This is a genomic window from Pseudomonas sp. HLT2-19-2 (assembly GCF_054898005.1).
The window spans coordinates 3,540,092-3,559,234 of the sequence record NZ_CM142712.1 but is presented as its reverse complement, the minus strand read 5'-3'; the positions used below and the strand labels follow the sequence as shown (position 1 = coordinate 3,559,234).

The 19,143-nt window shown below is 57.9% G+C and carries 17 protein-coding genes and 1 pseudogene; 13 read left to right on the top strand and 5 right to left on the bottom strand.

The genetic code is table 11. The features are described 5' to 3' along the window. Positions 1-673 precede the first annotated feature (673 nt). From ACYZTU_RS16610 to ACYZTU_RS16595, 4 genes are all read left to right on the top strand, one after another. Positions 674-1,027 (top strand): hypothetical protein, encoded by a 354-nt coding sequence (locus tag ACYZTU_RS16610; protein ID WP_461964283.1) that lies wholly within the window; start codon positions 674-676, stop codon positions 1,025-1,027. A 24-nt stretch (positions 1,028-1,051) separates the two neighbouring features. Beyond that, on the top strand, positions 1,052-2,029 hold the full coding sequence (locus ACYZTU_RS16605; protein ID WP_461964282.1) for an IS5 family transposase: 978 nt from the start codon (positions 1,052-1,054) through the stop codon (positions 2,027-2,029). 332 nt (positions 2,030-2,361) lie between these two features. Then, complete coding sequence (locus tag ACYZTU_RS16600; protein ID WP_461964281.1) at positions 2,362-2,712, top strand: hypothetical protein; 351 nt, start codon at positions 2,362-2,364, stop codon at positions 2,710-2,712. A 421-nt stretch (positions 2,713-3,133) separates the two neighbouring features. Beyond that, on the top strand, positions 3,134-8,047 hold the full coding sequence (locus ACYZTU_RS16595; protein ID WP_461964280.1) for an NAD-glutamate dehydrogenase: 4,914 nt from the start codon (positions 3,134-3,136) through the stop codon (positions 8,045-8,047). Between the two features lie 367 nt (positions 8,048-8,414). Here ACYZTU_RS16595 and ACYZTU_RS16590 read toward each other — a convergent pair whose 3' ends face one another. Both ACYZTU_RS16590 and pdxR read right to left on the bottom strand, forming a co-directional pair. Then, positions 8,415-8,708, bottom strand: coding sequence for an antibiotic biosynthesis monooxygenase family protein (locus tag ACYZTU_RS16590; protein ID WP_461964279.1), 294 nt, complete (start codon positions 8,706-8,708; stop codon positions 8,415-8,417). A gap of 122 nt (positions 8,709-8,830) precedes the next feature. After that, positions 8,831-10,264: a MocR-like pyridoxine biosynthesis transcription factor PdxR gene (pdxR, locus tag ACYZTU_RS16585; protein WP_461964277.1), complete on the bottom strand. Its 1,434-nt coding sequence runs from the start codon at positions 10,262-10,264 to the stop codon at positions 8,831-8,833. Between the two features lie 207 nt (positions 10,265-10,471). On the opposite strand from pdxR, the gene ACYZTU_RS16580 reads away from it, so the two are divergent. The 3 genes from ACYZTU_RS16580 to ACYZTU_RS16570 all read left to right on the top strand — a co-directional run bounded on the left by ACYZTU_RS16580 (position 10,472) and on the right by ACYZTU_RS16570 (position 12,551). Continuing rightward, complete coding sequence (locus ACYZTU_RS16580; protein ID WP_461964275.1) at positions 10,472-10,912, top strand: carboxymuconolactone decarboxylase family protein; 441 nt, start codon at positions 10,472-10,474, stop codon at positions 10,910-10,912. Positions 10,913-10,999: 87 nt separating this feature from the next. Further along, on the top strand, positions 11,000-11,977 hold the full coding sequence (locus ACYZTU_RS16575; RefSeq protein WP_461964274.1) for a LysR substrate-binding domain-containing protein: 978 nt from the start codon (positions 11,000-11,002) through the stop codon (positions 11,975-11,977). A gap of 52 nt (positions 11,978-12,029) precedes the next feature. Further along, complete coding sequence (locus ACYZTU_RS16570) at positions 12,030-12,551, top strand: GNAT family N-acetyltransferase (protein ID WP_461964273.1); 522 nt, start codon at positions 12,030-12,032, stop codon at positions 12,549-12,551. A gap of 1 nt (position 12,552) precedes the next feature. Here the strand turns inward: ACYZTU_RS16570 and ACYZTU_RS16565 are convergent, their stop codons facing one another. Continuing rightward, positions 12,553-13,245 carry an aspartate/glutamate racemase family protein gene (locus ACYZTU_RS16565; protein ID WP_461964272.1) on the bottom strand — a complete coding sequence of 231 codons (693 nt, stop codon included), beginning with the start codon at positions 13,243-13,245 and terminating at the stop codon, positions 12,553-12,555. A gap of 149 nt (positions 13,246-13,394) precedes the next feature. Here ACYZTU_RS16565 and ACYZTU_RS16560 point away from each other — a divergent pair, with 149 nt between their 5' ends. Then, positions 13,395-13,889 carry a hypothetical protein gene (locus ACYZTU_RS16560; RefSeq protein WP_461964271.1) on the top strand — a complete coding sequence of 165 codons (495 nt, stop codon included), beginning with the start codon at positions 13,395-13,397 and terminating at the stop codon, positions 13,887-13,889. A 30-nt stretch (positions 13,890-13,919) separates the two neighbouring features. After that, a pseudogene (locus tag ACYZTU_RS16555) lies at positions 13,920-14,169 on the top strand (DUF934 domain-containing protein); the annotation flags it as partial. Positions 14,170-14,219: 50 nt separating this feature from the next. On the opposite strand, the gene ACYZTU_RS16550 reads toward ACYZTU_RS16555, so the two are convergent. Next, entirely contained in the window at positions 14,220-14,720 is a 501-nt protein-coding gene (locus tag ACYZTU_RS16550) for a peptidase associated/transthyretin-like domain-containing protein (protein ID WP_461964270.1), read from the bottom strand. Here ACYZTU_RS16550 and ACYZTU_RS16545 point away from each other — a divergent pair. Together ACYZTU_RS16545 and ACYZTU_RS16540 are read left to right on the top strand one after the other, a co-directional pair. Then, on the top strand, positions 14,720-14,977 hold the full coding sequence (locus tag ACYZTU_RS16545) for a hypothetical protein (RefSeq protein WP_461964269.1): 258 nt from the start codon (positions 14,720-14,722) through the stop codon (positions 14,975-14,977). The genes ACYZTU_RS16550 and ACYZTU_RS16545 overlap by 1 nt on opposite strands. Continuing rightward, the gene (locus ACYZTU_RS16540; RefSeq protein WP_461964268.1) at positions 14,974-15,645 is read left to right on the top strand and encodes a DUF3313 domain-containing protein; all 672 of its coding nucleotides are present in this window, start codon (positions 14,974-14,976) and stop codon (positions 15,643-15,645) included. The genes ACYZTU_RS16545 and ACYZTU_RS16540 overlap by 4 nt, the downstream gene beginning before the upstream one ends. Here ACYZTU_RS16540 and ACYZTU_RS16535 read toward each other — a convergent pair. After that, positions 15,615-15,854, bottom strand: coding sequence for a hypothetical protein (locus tag ACYZTU_RS16535; RefSeq protein WP_461964267.1), 240 nt, complete (start codon positions 15,852-15,854; stop codon positions 15,615-15,617). The genes ACYZTU_RS16540 and ACYZTU_RS16535 overlap by 31 nt on opposite strands. A gap of 288 nt (positions 15,855-16,142) precedes the next feature. Between ACYZTU_RS16535 and ACYZTU_RS16530 the strand changes: the two genes are divergently transcribed. Further along, positions 16,143-18,728: an S-type pyocin domain-containing protein gene (locus ACYZTU_RS16530; RefSeq protein ID WP_461964266.1), complete on the top strand. Its 2,586-nt coding sequence runs from the start codon at positions 16,143-16,145 to the stop codon at positions 18,726-18,728. Beyond that, positions 18,725-19,003: a bacteriocin immunity protein gene (locus tag ACYZTU_RS16525; RefSeq protein ID WP_461964265.1), complete on the top strand. Its 279-nt coding sequence runs from the start codon at positions 18,725-18,727 to the stop codon at positions 19,001-19,003. Before ACYZTU_RS16530 ends, ACYZTU_RS16525 begins: the two co-directional genes overlap by 4 nt. Positions 19,004-19,143 lie beyond the last annotated feature (140 nt).

The window sequence follows — 19,143 nt, the reverse complement described above, 5'->3', positions numbered from 1 at the left end:
AAAACAAACCACAATGATTTTTTTTGACACATTGCATTTTTACTCCATAGTTCCTTTAAATACAAACATTTATTATTGCACTAACGCAACGGCAAGACTGTATCAAAATGCGTCTCGCTCGCGGGTCGAGTTAGGAAAACATCGTCATTTAGTCAGGCTCCTCACGAAATCCCGAGGAACACAGAAACAAGAGCGTCGATTTGGACCTCTATGACCTCAATCTGACAAGCCATGGCCTCGGGTGCTTGGCTGTCATCGAGTTTATCCAAACTTGAAGAAGTGGCGGGTTGCCGCTATTAATTAGGGCTCACTCAACACAAGGGCGCGAAGATGATCCAGAGATTCGTTGTTGTTCCTGCGATCCCACCAAAACAGGGCCAGCTCGCAACGGAACGCTCTTTCACTCCACTCCAGTTCCGACCGGTTTTGATATTTATGACAATCAAGATAAGCAGCGATTGCAGTTCACCTACCCGACACGGATAGAAGCAGATGCTGAATGCGAAAGACTGAACATAGAGAGCGCTCAAACCACCATGACAACAACTACCGGCATCAGCTCGCCATGATCTAACACTGCGCCTGACCTGATCTGCGTTATCTGTGTGGCGAAAAAAACGCTGATTTACTGCTCGAATACAAGATTGAGGTCGAACCTCGGGCGCTGCTCAAAGTGCTGCCGCCTATTATCAGCAAGGACCTGCGCTGCCCTTATTGCGACGTGCCGATGTGGGCAAAAAGGCGCGCGAAAACCACCCGCGAATCAGATGCTCCTCCCTTCAAATGCCTGCAATGCGAGCACACATTTTTTGCCGTCGGGCACTTTGGGCGGCGGATGGGCTGTCCCTGCGGCGAATGCTTCAAGGTCAAACAGCAAGCCTTGGCCGCACAGGCTCAATTGCCGTGGAAGAGTGAGCTTTATACGGCGTTGTTTGACCTGGCGAGAAAAGAGGCGATTCAGTTCATTCATGTTCTGTCTAAGGAAACTCTGAAGAAGACTTCCAAATCTGGTGAAATACCCGCCTGACACGAACACGACGGTTGAGTCCCGATGAAACAGATGTCCTTCGCCGATGCCGAGTACGCCGGCAAACGTAAGCAGACCCGCCGCGAGCGCTTCCTGAACGAGATGGATCAGGTCGTGCCCTGGAAGGGCTTGGTTACTTTGATCGAGCCGCATTATCCAAAGGGCGAAGGGGGCCGTCCGGCGTATCCGTTGATGGCCATGTTGCGCGTTCATTTGATGCAGAACTGGTTCGGCTACAGCGATCCGGCGATGGAAGAATCACTGTATGAAACGACGATTCTGCGCCAGTTCGCGGGCTTGAATCTGGATCGGATTCCCGATGAAACCACGATCCTCAACTTCCGCCGCTTGTTGGAAAAACATGAGTTGGCAGGCGCGATTTTGCAGGTCATCAATGGCTATCTGGGCGACCGTGGCCTGCTGTTGCGTCACGGCACGGTGGTCGATGCGACGATCATTCACGCGCCGAGTTCGACCAAGAACAAGGACAGTAAACGCGATCCAGAAATGCACCAAACCAAGAAAGGGAATCAGTACTTTTTTGGTATGAAAGCGCACATCGGCGTCGATGCCGAATCCGGCTTGGTGCATAGCCTGGTGGGCACGGCGGCCAATGTGGCGGACGTGACGCAGGTCGATCAGTTGCTGCACGGTGAGGAAACTTACGTGTGTGGCGACGCCGGTTACACCGGCGTGGACAAACGTCCCGAGCATCAGGATCGCAAGATGATCTGGTCGATTGCCGCCCGGCCAAGCAGCTATAAAAAGCACGCAAAAAAGAGTCTGATCGGGCGCATGCGACGCAAGATCGAATACGCGAAAGCGCAGGTGCGGGCCAAGGTTGAGCATCCGTTTCGCGTGATCAAGCGCCAGTTTGGTTATACGAAAGTGCGCTTTCGTGGTTTGTCGAAAAACATCGCGCAGCAGACAACGTTGTTCGCTTTGTCGAACTTGTGGATGGTGCGAAAACGGTTGATGGGTATGGGCGAGGTGCGTCTGTAATGCGGGCCAATTGCCCTGAAACAGTGCAATCAGAGGAAAGAACCGTGGATTAAGGACAAGAAAGGTCTGATTTTCGCCGACTTATGATTTTTTGAGCCTCAAGTAGTGAGGGCATGAAAAATCGGTGGGTACTTCAGACCTTCCCTAATGAAGTCGACTTTGTGTTTACGGCTGAAAGCCGCGCCGAGTCGGTGGTCAATCAACTGCTACAGGATTTTTCTGTCAGTGAGATTCATTAATTCGCACGGCTTGCGGTTAAGAATGCCGCGCACTTTTATCAAACCGGTAAAACCAAGGGCAGGTCCCATGCCTCCAACACCATTCCTGGCGACATGCTGAATACCGCGCAGGATGCCTTGGCCAAGCATTGGCGCAAGCGTGCTTATCGCGATTCCCGGGTGCCTCAATCGGCGTTGCATCGGCTTTTGTATGACGTCGTGCTTAAGGACAGCGGGGCAGGGTTCTCGAAATCTCCCGGCATTTACTGGCGCGACGAACTGGTGCCGCAGTTCTTTTCAGGCGGAACATTTGGTGCGGATTTGATCGGTGGCCTGCAATTGTTTTGCCGTGAATGCGATTCGAGCAACATCGACGTGAAAATGGACAAGGTGATGCTGGAAATGCGGTGTTACGACTGTGCAACCGTCAGCAAGTACCAGGCTTTTGAGGATCTGATTGATTGATCTGCCGGCGACATGTTGAGAACGTCCTGGCGTCTGTTGGTCACATCCGGTACGCGCAACGCGTATTCGCTGCTTAAACCAGCCATTTTTCCGTACGGCTGCTAGTGTTGTCCCAGGCACAGGCCGCGAGTTACGTGCCGATGACCGAATATGTCGCAGCGCTGCAAGCACGGGCCTTGCCGCACTCGTTAAGCTGCGCAACGGATGAGCACCTGTAAAGGCATTGCGCGGCACGTCGCCAGTCGTTTTTGCAGATGCCCATTCATGGAAGGTGAATGTGACCTGAGTGTCTCGTCCAGCTTCACCCACCTGTCACCCTGTTTCCTCTGCCCGAGAATCAGGAACAGGGTGACGGATAGCCCCGAAAGGGGTTTTGCACGCGACGCTTCCATCAATAACAAGCCCAAGCGGAGTACCACAGATGGCGTTCTTCACCGCAGCCAGCAAAGCCGACTTCCAGCACCAACTGCAAGCGGCACTGGCGCAGCACATCAGTGAACAGGCACTGCCACAAGTGGCGCTGTTCGCGGAACAATTTTTCGGCATCATTTCCCTCGACGAGTTGACTCAACGTCGGTTGTCCGACCTCGCCGGCTGCACCCTTTCTGCGTGGCGCCTGCTTGAGCGCTTCGATCACGCGCAACCGCAAGTGCGCGTCTATAACCCTGATTACGAACGCCACGGCTGGCAGTCGACCCACACCGCGGTCGAAGTGCTGCACCACGACCTGCCATTTTTGGTGGACTCGGTGCGTACCGAGCTGAACCGTCGCGGCTATAGCATCCATACCCTGCAAACCACTGTGCTGAGCGTGCGTCGCGGCAGCAAGGGCGAGCTGCTGGAAATCCTGCCGAAAGGCACCCAGGGCGACGACGTTCTGCAAGAGTCGTTGATGTACCTGGAAATCGACCGGTGCGCCAACTCGGCCGAACTGAATGTCCTGAGCAAGGAATTGGAACAGGTTCTCGGTGAAGTCCGCGTCGCGGTCGCCGATTTCGAGCCGATGAAAGCCAAGGTCCAGGAAATCCTCGCCGGCCTGGACACTAGTCAGTTCACCGTCGATTCAGAAGAAAAAGCCGAAATCAAAAGCTTCCTGGAATGGCTGGTGGGCAACCACTTTACCTTCCTGGGCTATGAAGAGTTCGTGGTTCGCGACGAAGCCGATGGTGGCCATATTGTCTACGATCAGGACTCCTTCCTCGGTCTGACCAAACTGCTGCGCACCGGCCTGACCTACGATGACCTGCGCATCGAAGACTACGCCGTGAACTACCTGCGCGAACCGACCCTGCTGTCGTTCGCCAAGGCTGCACACCCAAGCCGTGTACACCGTCCGGCTTACCCGGATTACGTGTCGATCCGTGAAATCGACGCCGACGGCAAGGTCATCAAGGAATACCGCTTCATGGGCCTGTACACCTCTTCGGTGTATGGCGAGAGCGTGCGGGTCATCCCTTACATCCGTCGCAAGGTCGAAGAAATCGAGCGCCGTTCCGGCTTCCAGGCCAAGGCTCACTTAGGCAAGGAACTGGCGCAGGTGGTTGAAGTGCTGCCGCGCGACGATCTGTTCCAGACCCCGGTGGATGAGTTGTTCAGCACCGTGATGTCGATTGTGCAGATCCAGGAACGCAACAAAATTCGCGTGTTCCTGCGTAAAGACCCGTACGGCCGCTTCTGCTACTGCCTGGCCTACGTGCCGCGTGACATCTACTCCACCGAAGTGCGCCAGAAGATCCAGCAAGTTTTGATGGATCGCCTGAAAGCCTCGGACTGCGAGTTCTGGACCTTCTTCTCCGAATCCGTGCTGGCCCGTGTGCAGCTGATTCTGCGCGTCGATCCGAAGAACCGTCTGGACATCGACCCGGTTCTGCTGGAAAAAGAAGTGGTGCAAGCCTGCCGCAGCTGGCAGGACGACTACGCCAGCCTGACGGTTGAAAGTTTCGGTGAGGCCAGTGGCACCAACGTGCTGGCCGACTTCCCGAAAGGCTTCCCGGCCGGTTACCGTGAGCGTTTCGCCGCTCACTCGGCGGTGGTCGATATGCAGCACTTGCTGAGCCTGAGCGAAAAAAATCCACTGGTGATGAGCTTCTATCAGCCACTGGGTCAGGTGTCCGGTCAACGCGAGCTGCACTGCAAGCTGTACCACGCCGATACGCCGCTGGCGCTGTCCGACGTGTTGCCGATCCTGGAAAACCTCGGCCTTCGCGTGCTGGGTGAATTCCCGTATCGCCTGCGTCACAACAGCGGCCGCGAGTTCTGGATTCACGACTTCGCGTTCACCGCCGCCGAAGGTCTGGAACTCGACATCCAGCAACTTAACGACACCTTGCAGGACGCGTTCGTCCACATCGTTCGCGGGGATGCCGAAAACGATGCGTTCAACCGGCTGGTGCTGACCGCCGGCCTGCCATGGCGCGACGTGGCGCTGCTGCGTGCCTACGCCCGTTACATGAAGCAGATTCGTCTGGGCTTCGACCTCGGCTACATCGCCAGCACCCTGAACAACCACACCGACATCGCTCGCGAGTTGACCCGGTTGTTCAAGACCCGCTTCTACCTGGCGCGCAAGCTCACCAGCGACGACCTGGAAGATAAGCAGCAACGCCTGGAACACGCGATTCTGGCCGCTCTGGACGACGTCCAGGTGCTGAACGAAGACCGCATCCTGCGTCGCTACCTGGACCTGATCAAGGCCACCCTGCGGACCAACTTCTACCAGACGGATGCCCGTGGTCAGAACAAGTCCTACTTCAGCTTCAAGTTCAACCCGCACCAGATTCCAGAGCTGCCGAAGCCAGTACCGAAGTTCGAAATCTTCGTCTACTCGCCACGCGTCGAAGGCGTGCACCTGCGCTTCGGCAACGTGGCTCGCGGCGGTCTGCGCTGGTCCGACCGTGAAGAAGACTTCCGTACCGAAGTCCTGGGCCTGGTAAAAGCACAGCAAGTGAAGAACTCGGTCATCGTGCCAGTGGGTGCGAAGGGCGGCTTCCTGCCGCGTCGCTTGCCGCTGGGTGGCAGCCGTGACGAGATCGCGGCTGAAGGCATCGCCTGCTACCGCATCTTCATCTCGGGCCTGCTGGACATCACCGACAACCTGAAAGACGGCACGCTGGTTCCGCCCGCCAACGTCGTGCGTCATGACGACGATGACCCGTACCTGGTAGTCGCTGCTGACAAGGGCACTGCAACCTTCTCCGACATCGCCAACGGCATTGCCATCGACTACGGCTTCTGGCTCGGCGACGCGTTTGCGTCCGGTGGTTCGGCCGGTTACGACCACAAGAAAATGGGCATCACCGCCAAGGGCGCGTGGGTAGGCGTACAACGTCACTTCCGCGAACGCGGCATCAATGTTCAGAAAGACAGCATCACTGTGGTCGGTGTCGGCGACATGGCCGGTGACGTGTTCGGTAACGGCTTGTTGATGTCGGAGACGCTGCAACTGGTCGCCGCATTCAACCACCTGCACATCTTCATCGATCCAAACCCTGAGCCGGCGAACAGCTTCGCCGAGCGTCAGCGCCTGTTCGACCTGCCGCGTTCGGCCTGGTCGGATTACGACACCAGCATCATGTCCGAAGGCGGCGGGATCTTCTCCCGTAGTGCGAAAAGCATCGCGATTTCCCCGCAGATGAAAGAGCGCTTCGACATCCAGGCGGACAAGCTGACCCCGACCGAACTGCTGAATGCCTTGCTCAAGGCCCCGGTGGATCTGTTGTGGAACGGCGGTATCGGCACTTACGTCAAAGCCAGCAGCGAAAGCCACGCCGATGTCGGCGACAAGGCCAACGATGCCCTGCGCGTGAACGGCAACGAACTGCGCTGCAAAGTCGTGGGCGAGGGCGGTAACCTCGGTATGACCCAGCTGGGTCGTGTCGAATTCGGCCTCAATGGCGGCGGTTCCAACACCGACTTCATCGACAACGCCGGTGGCGTTGACTGCTCCGACCACGAAGTAAACATCAAGATCCTGCTGAACGAAGTGGTTCATGCCGGCGACATGACCGAGAAGCAACGTAACCAATTGCTCGGCAGCATGACCGACGAAGTCGGCAACCTGGTGCTCGGCAATAACTACAAGCAGACTCAGGCCCTGTCCCTGGCGGCCCGTCGTGCCTTGCCGCGGATTGCCGAATACAAGCGTCTGATGAACGATCTGGAAGGCCGCGGCAAGCTGGATCGCGCCATCGAGTTCCTGCCGGCTGAAGAAGCGCTCAACGAGCGCGTCGCGGCAGGCTATGGGCTGACCCGTGCCGAGCTGTCGGTGCTGATCTCCTACAGCAAGATCGACCTCAAGGAAGCGCTGCTCAATTCCCAGGTGCCGGACGACGACTACCTGACACGCGACATGGAAACCGCTTTCCCGCCGACCCTGGTGAGCAAGTTCTCCGAGGCCATGCGCCGTCACCGTCTGAAGCGCGAAATCGTCAGCACCCAGATCGCCAACGATCTGGTGAACCACATGGGCATCACCTTCGTTCAACGACTCAAAGAGTCGACCGGCATGAGCCCGGCGAATGTTGCGGGTGCCTACGTAATTGTTCGGGATATCTTCCACCTCCCGCACTGGTTCCGTCAGATCGAAGCCCTGGATTACCAGGTTTCAGCCGACGTACAACTGGAGTTGATGGACGAGCTGATGCGTCTGGGCCGTCGCGCTACGCGCTGGTTCCTGCGCAGCCGTCGTAATGAGCAGAACGCTGCCCGTGACGTCGCGCACTTCGGTCCACACCTGGCAGCGCTGGGCCTCAAGCTCGACGAACTGCTGGAAGGCCCGACCCGCGAAGGCTGGCAGACCCGTTATCAGGCGTACGTTGCGGCTGGCGTTCCTGAGTTGCTGGCGCGCATGGTTGCAGGCACCACTCACCTGTACACCTTGCTGCCGATCATCGAAGCGTCTGACGTGACCGGCCAGAACGCAGCAGACGTCGCGAAGGCTTACTTCGCCGTCGGCAGCGCGCTGGACATCACCTGGTACCTGCAACAGATCAGCGCTCTGCCGGTTGAAAACAACTGGCAGGCCCTGGCCCGTGAAGCGTTCCGCGATGACGTCGACTGGCAACAACGTGCGATCACCATCTCGGTCCTGCAACAGGGCGATGGTACCCAGGACGTGGAAACCCGTCTCGAGCTGTGGATGGAAGAGCACGAAGGCATGATCGAACGTTGGCGCGCCATGCTGGTAGAAATCCGTGCCGCCAGCGGCACTGATTACGCCATGTATGCGGTGGCCAACCGTGAGTTGCTGGATCTGGCGTTGAGCGGTCAAGCGGTGGTGCCTGCCACTGCCACTGCCACTGCCGCTGCCAGCGTCGAGCTGGAGCCGGCTGCCTGATCAGGCGCTGAATGAAGAAGCCCCGCATTGAGAGATGCGGGGCTTTTTTTTTCTGAAGGTTTTGTGGTGTCTGTTCGGGCCTCTTCGCGGGCAAGCCTCGCTCCTACAAAGAACTATGCATTCCCTGTTGATACTCTGTTCAAGGTCAAGCTTTCGCGAGATGTTTTTCGCTAAAAAGCTTGGCCGTATTAAATTCTTCTCCAGAACGCATGCATGCCCATAACCCGGTCAGGTAGCAAACAGCCGATTTTCGGGAAGGCGAGGGGACCAATCATGCGCGTTTAAACAACAAGGTCGCCGCCTCCAGCCACTCCTGCAGGGGTACCCATGGCCCTGTAGGAGTGGCCGAAGACGGCGACCTAATTTTCTAAACGATAGGGAAACTGTTGAAATCGACGGCGTTGGCCAGACGGCTGTCGATCAGGCCGATAAAACCTTGTACTTCAGGGCAGTTGAAATGCATGTGCATGGCCGCTTCCGATTGCCAGCGAGCGCTGACAGTCCAGCGGTTGTCGTCCTCGGGGCAGCGGTCGACCATATAGGAATCACAGCCCGGTAGTTCGCGCAGGGTATCGACAATCTTTTGCAGTTGCTTACCCAGTTCATCCGAGCGGCCGGCGACGGCCTGCACCTTTACGGTATTGAACACTTCGTAGGGCATTGCTCACACTCCTGAATCAGGCCGGACGAATCCTGCTCATTGAGGGATACGCTTATGCAGGATAGGCCCGCACTCCCGGACCACCAATAGCCAATTGCCGGATAAAAACGCAGACCAATCTGTCAGGCGACCTGCTGCAAAATGTCCCGCAAGCGGTCCAGGGCAATGTCGATGTCCAGGGTTTCGATGGCGCCAAAACCCAGGAAAAGCCCGGCCTGCGGCGCTTGCTGGTAGAAAAAACTATCGATGGGGTAGAGCCCGACTTCGACCTTTTTGGCTAGCTCGATCACCAATGGAATATCGATAGGCACTTTGCACATAACCACCATGTGGAACCCGGCTGTGGTCGGGACCGCCTCGAGCCACGGGAAAAGGTCGCCGGCCATGCGCGCGAGGATTCGCTCGCGGCGTCCGGCATAGATCGTATGGCAGCGCCGAATGTGCTTGAGCAGGCAGCCTTCGGCGATGAACTTGGCCAGCGCCCATTGGGGCAGGGTGGAGGTGTGCAGATCGGTGAGCTGCTTGGCCCGAATGACTGCTTCGAGAATCGCCGGCGGCAGGATCGCATAACCCAGCCGCAGCTCTGGCAGCAGAGTTTTCGAAAAGGTCCCGACGTAGGCGACGATCCCGCGTTCGTCCATGCTTTGCAGTGAGTCGGTGGGCCGGCCTTCGTAGCGGAATTCGCTGTCGTAATCGTCCTCGATGATGATCGCGCCCAACTCATGGGCCCGTTCCAGCAGCGCAACCCGGCGCGCCTGGCTCATCGGCATGCCGAGCGGGAACTGGTGAGACGGGGTGACGTAAATCAGCCGGGTGCCGAGGGGGATCTTGTCCACCTGAATGCCTTGCTCATCCACCGGCACGCCGATCACCGTGGCACCGTGGGTACCGAACAATAGGCGTGCGGGCGGGTATCCGGGGTCTTCCATGGCGACAATGCTGCCGGGGCGCGTGAGCACCCGGGAGATCAGGTCCAGCGCCTGTTGCGCGCCGTTGCACACCACCACGTCTTCGTCTTGGCAATTGACCCCGCGAGAAAACGCGATGTGCCGGGCGATCGCGTTGCGCAGCGCCGGCAGCCCCTCGGGCAGGCTGTAGAAACCCTTGGAAGCGGCGATCTGGCGCAAGGCGTGAGAGGTGCAGCGCCGCCAGTCATCTTGGGGAAACTGGCCCTTGCTGGTAGCGCCGCCGATGAAGTCGTAACGCAACGAGCCTTCCAGCGCCGGATGGCGCAAAAACACCGGCAGGTTGCGCCAGGACTCGATGACCTCGGCACTGGCCATTTCCGAATGGCTCTGCTTACGGGTGATTTTCGCCGTCCGGGCATTGACGTAGGTGCCTTTGCCGATGACCCCGGTGAGGAAGTTTTCGTAAGTCAGTTGTGAGTAGGTGTCGGAAATCGTCTTGCGGGAAATGCCCAGTTGTTCAGCCAGTAAACGACTGGGCGGGAGCTGCGTCCCGGCTGCCAGACGGCCGGATTCGATGGCGCTGCGCAGTTGGTTGTACAACTGGCCTGCCAGGTCCTTGCGGCCGTTGATGACAACGTGAAGTTCCATACCGGCGAGGCTCCTGGGGCGATTGAAGCGCATGTGCGTCGCGCCAGATTACCCGCATGAGCGCCTGTGCAGAAGTTGCGTGGGCGAAAAACCTCCGATTGGTCTGGTGCCTCAGTGGTCAACGGGTATTTCGCAGAATTGGATCTGTAACGCCAGCGCATCAACGCCTACCTTGAGGGGCACACATCCGAACCACGAGGTTGCTCCATGAACGCCCGCCTGGATTACTACAGCGCATCGCCCAAAGCGATGAAAGCGATGATTGCCATGGAGGTCTTGACCAGCAACCTCAGCATCGAGCCAGCCTTGCTGCATTTGATCAAGATTCGCGCCTCGCAGCTCAATGGATGCGCCTTCTGCACCGACATGCACTCGGTGGATGCGCGGCGACTCGGCGAGACCGACCGCCGTTTGTATTCGATCGCGGTCTGGCGCGACAGCGGCTTCTTCAATGCGCGAGAACGTGCGGCGCTGGCCTGGACCGAAGCTGTCACCTTGCTCTCTGAAAGCCACGTGCCAGACGACGTCTACGCAGTGGCCCGGGAGCAGTTCAGCGAAGGCGAGATCGTCGATCTGACCATCGCCGTCACCACCATCAACAGCTGGAATCGGCTCGCGGTGAGTTTTCGCCAAACCCCTGGAGGCTGAATCGATTTTCCACCCCGAGCGTCACATCAGGTTCATAAACGCTGCGCAGGATGAGGCTTTCAAGGATAGATCGACAGGGAGTCAGCGATGCCATTCATGGATGCCACAGGTCGTCAGCGCGTTGCCCAGTCCCGCTCGCCCGTAGAAAAAACCTTATCCTGGGGCACACTGGCGGCAGGGATCGATCCGGTTTTGGCGCAGTCCTTTCGGGTCAGTGCGCGCTGCGGCTGTTTCATGCAGGCGGCTCGCAGTCTCAACATCAAGGCAACCCAGCTGCGTAAACAATTGGCGCAGCTTGAAGCGCAACTGCAGTGTTCCCTGTTCAGCCATTTAGAAAATGGCGTTGCACTCAGTCGTGACGGGTTGCAGTTGCAATCGCAGTTGATTGCCCTGGCCCACGAGCGTGACTTGCCGGTTTTCGAACAGCCGTTGATTCGCCTGGCCGTCGCTGAATCGATCCTGCATGACATCCTCGGTCGCGACCTGGTTGCTCTGTTGCGGCGCAACGCCAGCGTGCGTCTGGATATCATTACCCTCGACAGCGAACTGTCCCTGCAAGCGGTCAGTGCCGATGTGGTGCTGTGGCTGGCCGGCACCGATTCACCACTGCCAGGCCCGAGTTTCGCGGTTAGCGAGCCCCAACGTCTGGCACGGCTCGACTACCTGCCACACATCGCCAAACGTTATTCACGGGTCGCGTCCCGTCCTGACAGCCTCGATGACCTCGCCGATTTCCTGCTGGTGCAATGGCAGCATGACCGTCAGGTCGACAGTTTTCGGCCGTGGAATAGCCTCGTGGACCAGCGCCTGGCCGGGGTGGTGCAGTTGCATTCCTATGAGTTGATGCTGGAGATGATCCGTTGCAGCGCCTGCATTGGCTTGTTGCCCGGATACATCAGCCGCTTCGATCGCGGCCTTGTTGAATTGCCGGGGCTGTTCAGTCAACCGATGCAGCGCCAGGCGTGGATGGCGGTCAATGCTGAGTCCGAGGATTCAGCGCAGGTGCAGATGATCGTTGAGCTGATCCAGAACACCTTCAGTGAACGGCGGGAGTGGTTCGAATAACCTTCGGCGGTATAGAGTAAGCGGCCATGTCTGTATCAAGGATGAATCACCCATGCCCGCCACTGACGCTGTTATCTCTCTCGAACGTTTCAACGAATCCCACCTCGACGGCATTACCGCGCTCTACAACGACCCGGCCATTACCCGGCAGGTGCTGCAAATGCCGTTTCAGTCCACCGAGGTCTGGCGCAAACGCCTGGCGCCCGACAACGAGCGTGTGGTGCAACTGGTGGCGCTGCATCAAGGGATGGTCATCGGTAACATTGGCCTTGAGCAGTTTTCGCGAATCCGTCGCAGCCACGCCGGCAATCTTGGAATGGGGGTCGCGACGGCGTGGCAAGGCAAGGGCGTGGGCTCGAATCTGCTGACGGCGGCGCTGGACATCGCCGACAACTGGATGAACCTGCAACGGGTCGAGCTTTCGGTCTACGCCGACAACGAAGCCGCCATCGGGCTTTACCGTAAATTCGGCTTTGAAACCGAAGGGCTGTTTCGCGACTACGCCGTGCGTGACGGCGTGCTGGTGGATGCCTTGAGCATGGCGCGCCTGCGTCGCACGCCCAAGGCCGGTTGAGTCACTCGCCCAACGCAAACGCCACCGCCGCCTGCGCATGCAGTACGGTGGTGTCGAGCAAGGGCAGCGCGCTGTGCTCGGGCTTGATCAGCAGGCCGATTTCCGTGCAGCCGAGGATGATCACCTGGGCACCACGCCGGGTCAGTGATTGGATAACCTGCTGATACACCCTGCGTGACGCCTCGCTGATCACCCCGACGCACAACTCGTCATAGATGATTCGGTGGACGGCCTGACGTTCATCGGCCTCCGGCACCAGCACGGTCAGCCCCATCGACGTGAGGCGCTCCTTCATAAAGTCCTGTTCCATGGTGAACGCTGTGCCGAGCAATCCAACCTTCAGCGCACCCGTATCGACGGCAGCCTGACCGACCGGATCGGCGATGTGCAGGAATGGAATGTCGATCGCTGCCTGAATCTGCCCGGCCACCTTGTGCATGGTGTTGGTGCACAGCACCACGCACTCCGCACCACCGGCCTGCAACCGCTGCGCCGCGTCCATTAGAATCGCCGCTGCATCGTCCCAGCGCCCGGCATGCTGGGCCTGTTCGACAGGCCCGAAGTCGACGCTGTACATGAGCAGTTTCGCCGACCGCAACGGTCCGAGCCGGTCGCGCACCTGCTGGTTGATGAGACGGTAATACTCGGCGCTGGACTCCCAGCTCATGCCGCCGATAAGGCCGATGGTACGCATGTCGTGCTCCTGTTGATGGCAACCCTTTGCTCAAGCATGCCCTTGCCATGACCCCCAGCCAATACCGTTCACGCTTTTAGTCGTACGCCGGCAGCGCGCATCTGCCATGCTCAAAGTCCGCAACACCGCTTCAACAAAGGAACACCGCAATGGACGACGTACAGCAACTGGGTGAGATGCTTCGCCATTACGCAGAAAGCGAAGCGCACAAGAAGCAACTGTTCGAGTCGCAATCGGCCGTGTGGGCGACGCGTATTGGTGAGCTGTTCGATCAGATCCAGCAATGGCTGGAACCGGTCCAGGCGCCGAATCTGCTTGAGGTGAGCCGCGAAGTGTATGTCGCCTCGGGACCGAGCATGCCGGCCGAAACGTCGACTTTCAAGACCGAGAAGCTGACGATTGTGATTGCCGGTAAACCGGTGGAGTTTGTACCGGATGTGATGGGTGTCGGTGGTCAGATTTCGCTGGCCGTGATGGGCCTGACGGCCGCGCGCTACGGCAGCATTTCGCTGGTGTGCCTGCCGCCGTCCAGTAGCTGGCAATGGCGCAAGACCAATGGGTTGAAAGATCCGGATACGTTTGCGTTCGATGCGAACTTTTTGGCGCAGCAGTTGCAGAGTTTGATTCCACGCGAGCGCGGTTGAGGTCACTGATCGTTCCCACGTGCAGCAACGAGTTTCCGTGAGGGCCGCGGTTACAGCCAGGCGTACTTGCTGCGCACTCGATTGGGCTGGACGGGCGAGTTGCGTGCGGTCGGCGATGTTGCGCGATCAACTCAGCCACATGCGTCAATGTGGGTTCGACAGTTTTGCTGTGCGTGAGGACAAATCGGCTGAAGATGCGCTAAAAGGGCTGGCGGGGATGAGCGTGTTGTATGGGCGTTCGGTGATTGAGCCGCGGCCGTTGTTTCGCCGACGGGAGTAGACCGTCGACGAAGAGGGCGCATCTTTTACGGCAGGATGCGCCGGGCGCTGTCAGTTGATGCGTACCAGGGCTGCTTTCGTGTCAGGTGACAGCTGATCGATTTCGAGCAGTGTCAGGTTTTTTGGCGCTTCAGCGGCCAATGGGTTTCCAAGATTGCCCGCGGCGCCCTCGGGCAGTTTGTACATCGCGCCAGTCAGCGGGTCGACGACCAGCATGCCAATCAGGCCACCGAACACGATGTTGCCCCAGTACCAGCCGCTCATGCTGGTTTCCAGGGTGGCGCTGGCATCGGCATAACCTTCTTTCTTGAAGGTAATGGTGTAGGCCTCGCCCTTGAAGTAGCCACGACCTGAAGGCAGGGTCACGGTATTGGGCGTGGAACCGTTATGCACGATGACACCGGCCTTGTTCGTGATGGTGTAGTTGGCACCGCTTGGGGTGCTCGATACGTTCACCGGGTACTTGCTGTCTCCGACGATGCTTGCGCAGCCCGAAGTCAGGAGAGTGGCGGCCAGGGCTGTAACGGTGAACAGTGTGCGGAGAGCTTTCATTGTTGATCCTTGAGACCGGTTTGCCGTCATTGGCCGAGGCACGCTTCATGTCGCCTCGTGGTGATTATTGGGACAGATTGCAGGGCGCGGACTTTAGCACTAATGGCAGTGCGCCACTATTTGAATTTCGAGTTAATTCGATTGAGTCGAATGTGGTGTGGATTGCGATTTTTGCAAGCAAACTGCATGGCATTGGCTATACCTGTAACACCCTTATTCGTACTGATGTCGAGCTACTTACAGGAGTTACAGCATGAAGCTAGCGTTAATGATGAGCACTCTGTGCATCGCCTCGATCGCAATGGTGGGCTGCTCCAGTAAAGTTGTTGATCCGGATCAGTATTCTGGGTTTCTCAAGGATTACAGCCAACTCAAGGAAGCCAAGTCGCCATCGGGTGCCACGGTGATGCGCTGGGTGGATCCCAAACTCGACATCAACCAGTTCACCAGTGTCTACATCGAACCGACCCAGCTCTATCCCAAACCTCAACCGACCGTGAAAATCCCTCAGGCCACCCTGAACGGAATCACCCGTTACTACGATCAGGCACTCAAGCGTGAAGTAGGTAAATCCCTGCCGTTGGCTGCAGGCCCTGGCCCGGGTGTGATGGTGGTGCGCGCCGCCATCACCGCCGTGAGCAGCAAGACCCAAGGCCTGAAGCCTTATGAAGTGATCCCGATCGCCCTGGTGGCAGCGGCGGTGAGCACGGCCAGTGGTATTCGAGATCAGGAAACCGACCTGGCCACTGAGGCGGTGTTTGTCGATGGCGGCAACAATCATGTTTTGGCGCAGGTCGTGCGCAAAGGCACTGGCAAACCCTTGGAAAACGAGTCTCAGGTGATGAAGGCCGATGATGTGAAAGGTGTGATCGATGGCTGGGCCTCCGACCTGCATCAGTCGTATTTGAAGCTCAAGTCCAAGTAGGTTTCGCATGATCGTTCCCACGCAGTGGGAACGATCGTCGAGGGCTGCATCACTCCCCGATAAAACTGCCTGGCGATCGATTCATGGGCCGGCCGTTCGCGTTCCATTGCGATCTTGCCGATCCGCGTATCAAGCTCCTGAGCACCAACGCCGCAACTGACGAACATGGTCATCAGGCTGAAACCGGCTGCGTGAATTGCAACGTGCATATGAAATCCTCATTCGCCGAAGGTGACGTTGATCCCGCTGTCCGGATAGGGGCGAGTGCTGATTCCCTCGTTACTGCGCAATCTCTTTCCTTTCGAGCCTGTAGGACACGTCTATTGAAGCTAGCAGCTAACGCCCGGTTCGCCAGTCGAAGGGGGGAATCCTTCAAACCCGTCGGATGCGATTTGTCAGCGTGCCGACCCTCGATATAAATCCACCCCTATAACTATGTACCGCACCTGAGTACCACCCCATCGACATGCTGTGCCCTACAGACAAGGAGTGACTGTATGGCACAACACACATTTAACGATGGATCTTCAGGGAGCGTTGTCATCAGGTCCGGACCGCCCTCTTCGGGTGGTGGTTCTGGTGGAGGTTTCGGTGGCGGCGGTGGGGTTTCAGGTGGCTTTGGTAAAACCAGCAAAGGAAAGCGAAAAGCCCGAAAGCGCGCCATAGAAGCTGATCGTAAGGCAAGGGAACAAGCGAGCGCGCAAGCAGCGGCTCAGGCGCAAGCCGAGGCGGCACAAGCACAGGCCGCCGCTGCACAAGTGCAAGAACAGGCCCGCGTGCAGGCCCGGCTTCAATTACTCACGGGGTTTGCGCAGCGTCATGCCGTTGTGAGAGCCGAGGTAGACCAACGTTTTGCGGCCCGGTCCGCGCAACTTGCGCCCACCCTGGAGCAGGAAGTCCTGGCAGCGCGACGACGGTTCGATTACCAATCGAGCGAGCGGTTGCAGCTTTACACCATCACCAAAGACAAAAGCGAAATCGATGGGCTGATCGCCCGCAAAACCGAAGAACTGAACGTAAAGAACGCGGTTGCCCGATCATTCGATGGGCACGATGCACTCACCCGCACGGTGAACGATTACCGGGCTCGGCTGGAGCAATTCGGCGAGGCGCTCGTTCACGGCCACCAGACCTGGGAAAACGCCTACAACGCAGCCCATGAAGCTCGACTGCTATCGGCGCAGATAAGCTCACTCAGCGATAAATCCAATGCACTGGCCAGGCACCACGCCGAGCAGACCATTGTCTGGCGTGAACGGGAGGCTATTTGGGAGCGTAACCGGCAGTACGTCGAGCAGCGTGAAGCGCGAGTTCGGTTCAAGCAGCAAGTCGATGAAGACGCGCGGGTTGAACGGGTCAGGCAGGCCAACACGCTGACGGTACCCACTACTTCGGTGGCCGCTGGCGGGATGATGTTGACCCGGGAGGGGGTACTCGTTGCGCAAGAAATCGCAGCGGTGCTTGAGAAGGTTGTCGAGTCGGCCGCCGAACTCCTCAAGGATTTCGCACGAATAGCGGCTAGAACCGGGCCAGTGTTCGTCACTGCAATGGTGTACTCACCCGCCCTTGGCAATGGCGAGCTGACCCCCGAGCAACGTCAGCGATTGCTCCAGTCGGTCGGCGTTCCGGCGCAGGCGTTGGGGCTTTCTGACCGTCAGGCGCTGCAATCAATTGCCAACGCGGGCGGTTCGGTGGAAGTGGCGTACCGGCTCAAACCCGAAGCCGTGCCGGAAGGTACCGCGATTATCGTCACCAGCACCGGTGGTGAGGTAGACAATCGTGTACCGGTCATCAATTCCGTACTTGACCCGCTGACTGGCGTCTACAGCGCCGAGGTCCCGGGTTCACCGCCACGACTTCTGCAGTTCACACCCGAGTCCACACCTCAGGTGACGAGTTCCGGTCAGGCCGGCCTGGCAGTGATGACACCGCAGATCCAGGACATCCCGGCAGGCGTCGACCTGCGCATTCAGGACTGCATCGTTTGCGTGCCGGGCCTGCCGCCGATGTACCTGTCCTTCAATCTGCCGCCCATCGGTTCAGGCATCGTCACCGGGACCGGTCAACCTGCTGCGAATGACTGGTGGAAAACCGCAAGCCAGGCCCAGGGCGCGGCCATTCCCGTGCAGATCGGCGACCAATTTCGTGGCCGGGAAATCCCGTCGTTCAGCGCCTTCGATGAAGCGCTGTGGCGTACGGTCGGCGAACGCCCGGCGCTTGTCGCCGAGTTCGATGAGGTGAACAAAAAACGCCTCGAACAAGGCTTTGCCCCCTACGCCCCGAAAAGCACCTGGGTCGGAGAAAGGCGTGAATTCGAACTGCGCTATCAGGAGCGGGCAGAACTCGGCGCGAACCCCTTCAATCTCGACAAAATAAGCATCACCACACCGCAAAGCACCCAAGGTCGGCTGGGGATCACCCCGGCAGTTCTACCCTGGCCGATTCGTCCCGTGGGTGGCGGTACCTGGACCCCATTGGTTCCACCTGGCATCGAACAGCTCGGGCCAATGACCTCGCCGATCACACCGCCGATGCCAGCGGTTTATCCCGGCGCACCGGCCATCCCGGTCCTACCGCAAAACGAGACGTTTCCGGCTGTTGACGAAGGGCAGATCGGTGCCAGTATTCCTGGGTATCCGGGGGATATGGAATTGCCTTCGCCGGATGTTCTGTTTCTTGACAGGCGAGATGATCCAGGCGTGGCAATCGGGTTTGGACAGTCGGTATCGGGAATATGGCTGGGTGAATCTGCGAGATCAGAGGGCGCACACGTTCCTGCCCAGATTGCAGAACTGTTAAGAGGAAGGGAGTTTGCCAATTTTCATCGGTTCAGGGAGGCGTTTTGGAAGGCCGTAGCGGCGGATAAGGATCTGAGCAGGCAGTTCAATAATGCGAACCTAATAAAGATGATTAAAGGGGCAGCTCCATATCCGGGCCGTCTGGATCAGGTTGGTGGTAGGAGAAAGTTCGAGATCCATCATAAACATGAAGTTGCAAAAGGTGGTGCGGTTTACGACATGGAAAATCTTTTGATTATGACTGCGAAGCGCCATATCGAATTCCACAAAGGAGCGAAGCAATGACTACCTTCAAGAATAGACTCGAAGATTACACTGAGGCTGAATTTTTATTGTTTATTCGTGAGTTCTTTGAACATTCCAACGAGTTGGAGGGCGAAGCTTTAAATGAATATACAGATAGATTGCTAGATCATTTTGAGGAAGTCACCGAACACCCAGGCCGCTCAGATGTCATTTTCTATCCCAAGGAAGGCCAGGAAGACAGCCCCGAAGGCGTCCTGAAGGAAGTCAAAGAATGGCGCGCACTCAATAACAAACCCGGCTTTAAGTCGGAATAATGCAAACCACCAAGAGCGTAGAAACCATCTGCTCATGATGGAATGAGCAGATGCCTTCGTCCGGCAGCTGTTAAGTGTCACAGACACAAGGAAAACCAAGGATGGAACTCAAAGCAACTCTCAAGGATTACACCGAGCCG

Bases quoted from the DNA above. Each gene is read 5' to 3' on its own strand.
- ACYZTU_RS16580 (WP_461964275.1), top strand. From the start codon at position 10,472: ATGAACGCCCGCCTGGATTACTACAGCGCATCGCCCAAAGCGATGAAA.
- ACYZTU_RS16570 (WP_461964273.1), top strand. From the start codon at position 12,030: ATGCCCGCCACTGACGCTGTTATCTCTCTCGAACGTTTCAACGAATCC.
- ACYZTU_RS16605 (WP_461964282.1), top strand. From the start codon at position 1,052: ATGAAACAGATGTCCTTCGCCGATGCCGAGTACGCCGGCAAACGTAAG.
- ACYZTU_RS16560 (WP_461964271.1), top strand. From the start codon at position 13,395: ATGGACGACGTACAGCAACTGGGTGAGATGCTTCGCCATTACGCAGAA.
- ACYZTU_RS16575 (WP_461964274.1), top strand. From the start codon at position 11,000: ATGCCATTCATGGATGCCACAGGTCGTCAGCGCGTTGCCCAGTCCCGC.
- ACYZTU_RS16600 (WP_461964281.1), top strand. From the start codon at position 2,362: ATGCTGAATACCGCGCAGGATGCCTTGGCCAAGCATTGGCGCAAGCGT.
- ACYZTU_RS16535 (WP_461964267.1), bottom strand. From the start codon at position 15,854: ATGCACGTTGCAATTCACGCAGCCGGTTTCAGCCTGATGACCATGTTC.
- ACYZTU_RS16565 (WP_461964272.1), bottom strand. From the start codon at position 13,245: ATGCGTACCATCGGCCTTATCGGCGGCATGAGCTGGGAGTCCAGCGCC.
- ACYZTU_RS16525 (WP_461964265.1), top strand. From the start codon at position 18,725: ATGACTACCTTCAAGAATAGACTCGAAGATTACACTGAGGCTGAATTT.
- pdxR (WP_461964277.1), bottom strand. From the start codon at position 10,264: ATGGAACTTCACGTTGTCATCAACGGCCGCAAGGACCTGGCAGGCCAG.
- ACYZTU_RS16590 (WP_461964279.1), bottom strand. From the start codon at position 8,708: ATGCCCTACGAAGTGTTCAATACCGTAAAGGTGCAGGCCGTCGCCGGC.
- ACYZTU_RS16530 (WP_461964266.1), top strand. From the start codon at position 16,143: ATGGCACAACACACATTTAACGATGGATCTTCAGGGAGCGTTGTCATC.
- ACYZTU_RS16540 (WP_461964268.1), top strand. From the start codon at position 14,974: ATGAAGCTAGCGTTAATGATGAGCACTCTGTGCATCGCCTCGATCGCA.
- ACYZTU_RS16550 (WP_461964270.1), bottom strand. From the start codon at position 14,720: ATGAAAGCTCTCCGCACACTGTTCACCGTTACAGCCCTGGCCGCCACT.
- ACYZTU_RS16595 (WP_461964280.1), top strand. From the start codon at position 3,134: ATGGCGTTCTTCACCGCAGCCAGCAAAGCCGACTTCCAGCACCAACTG.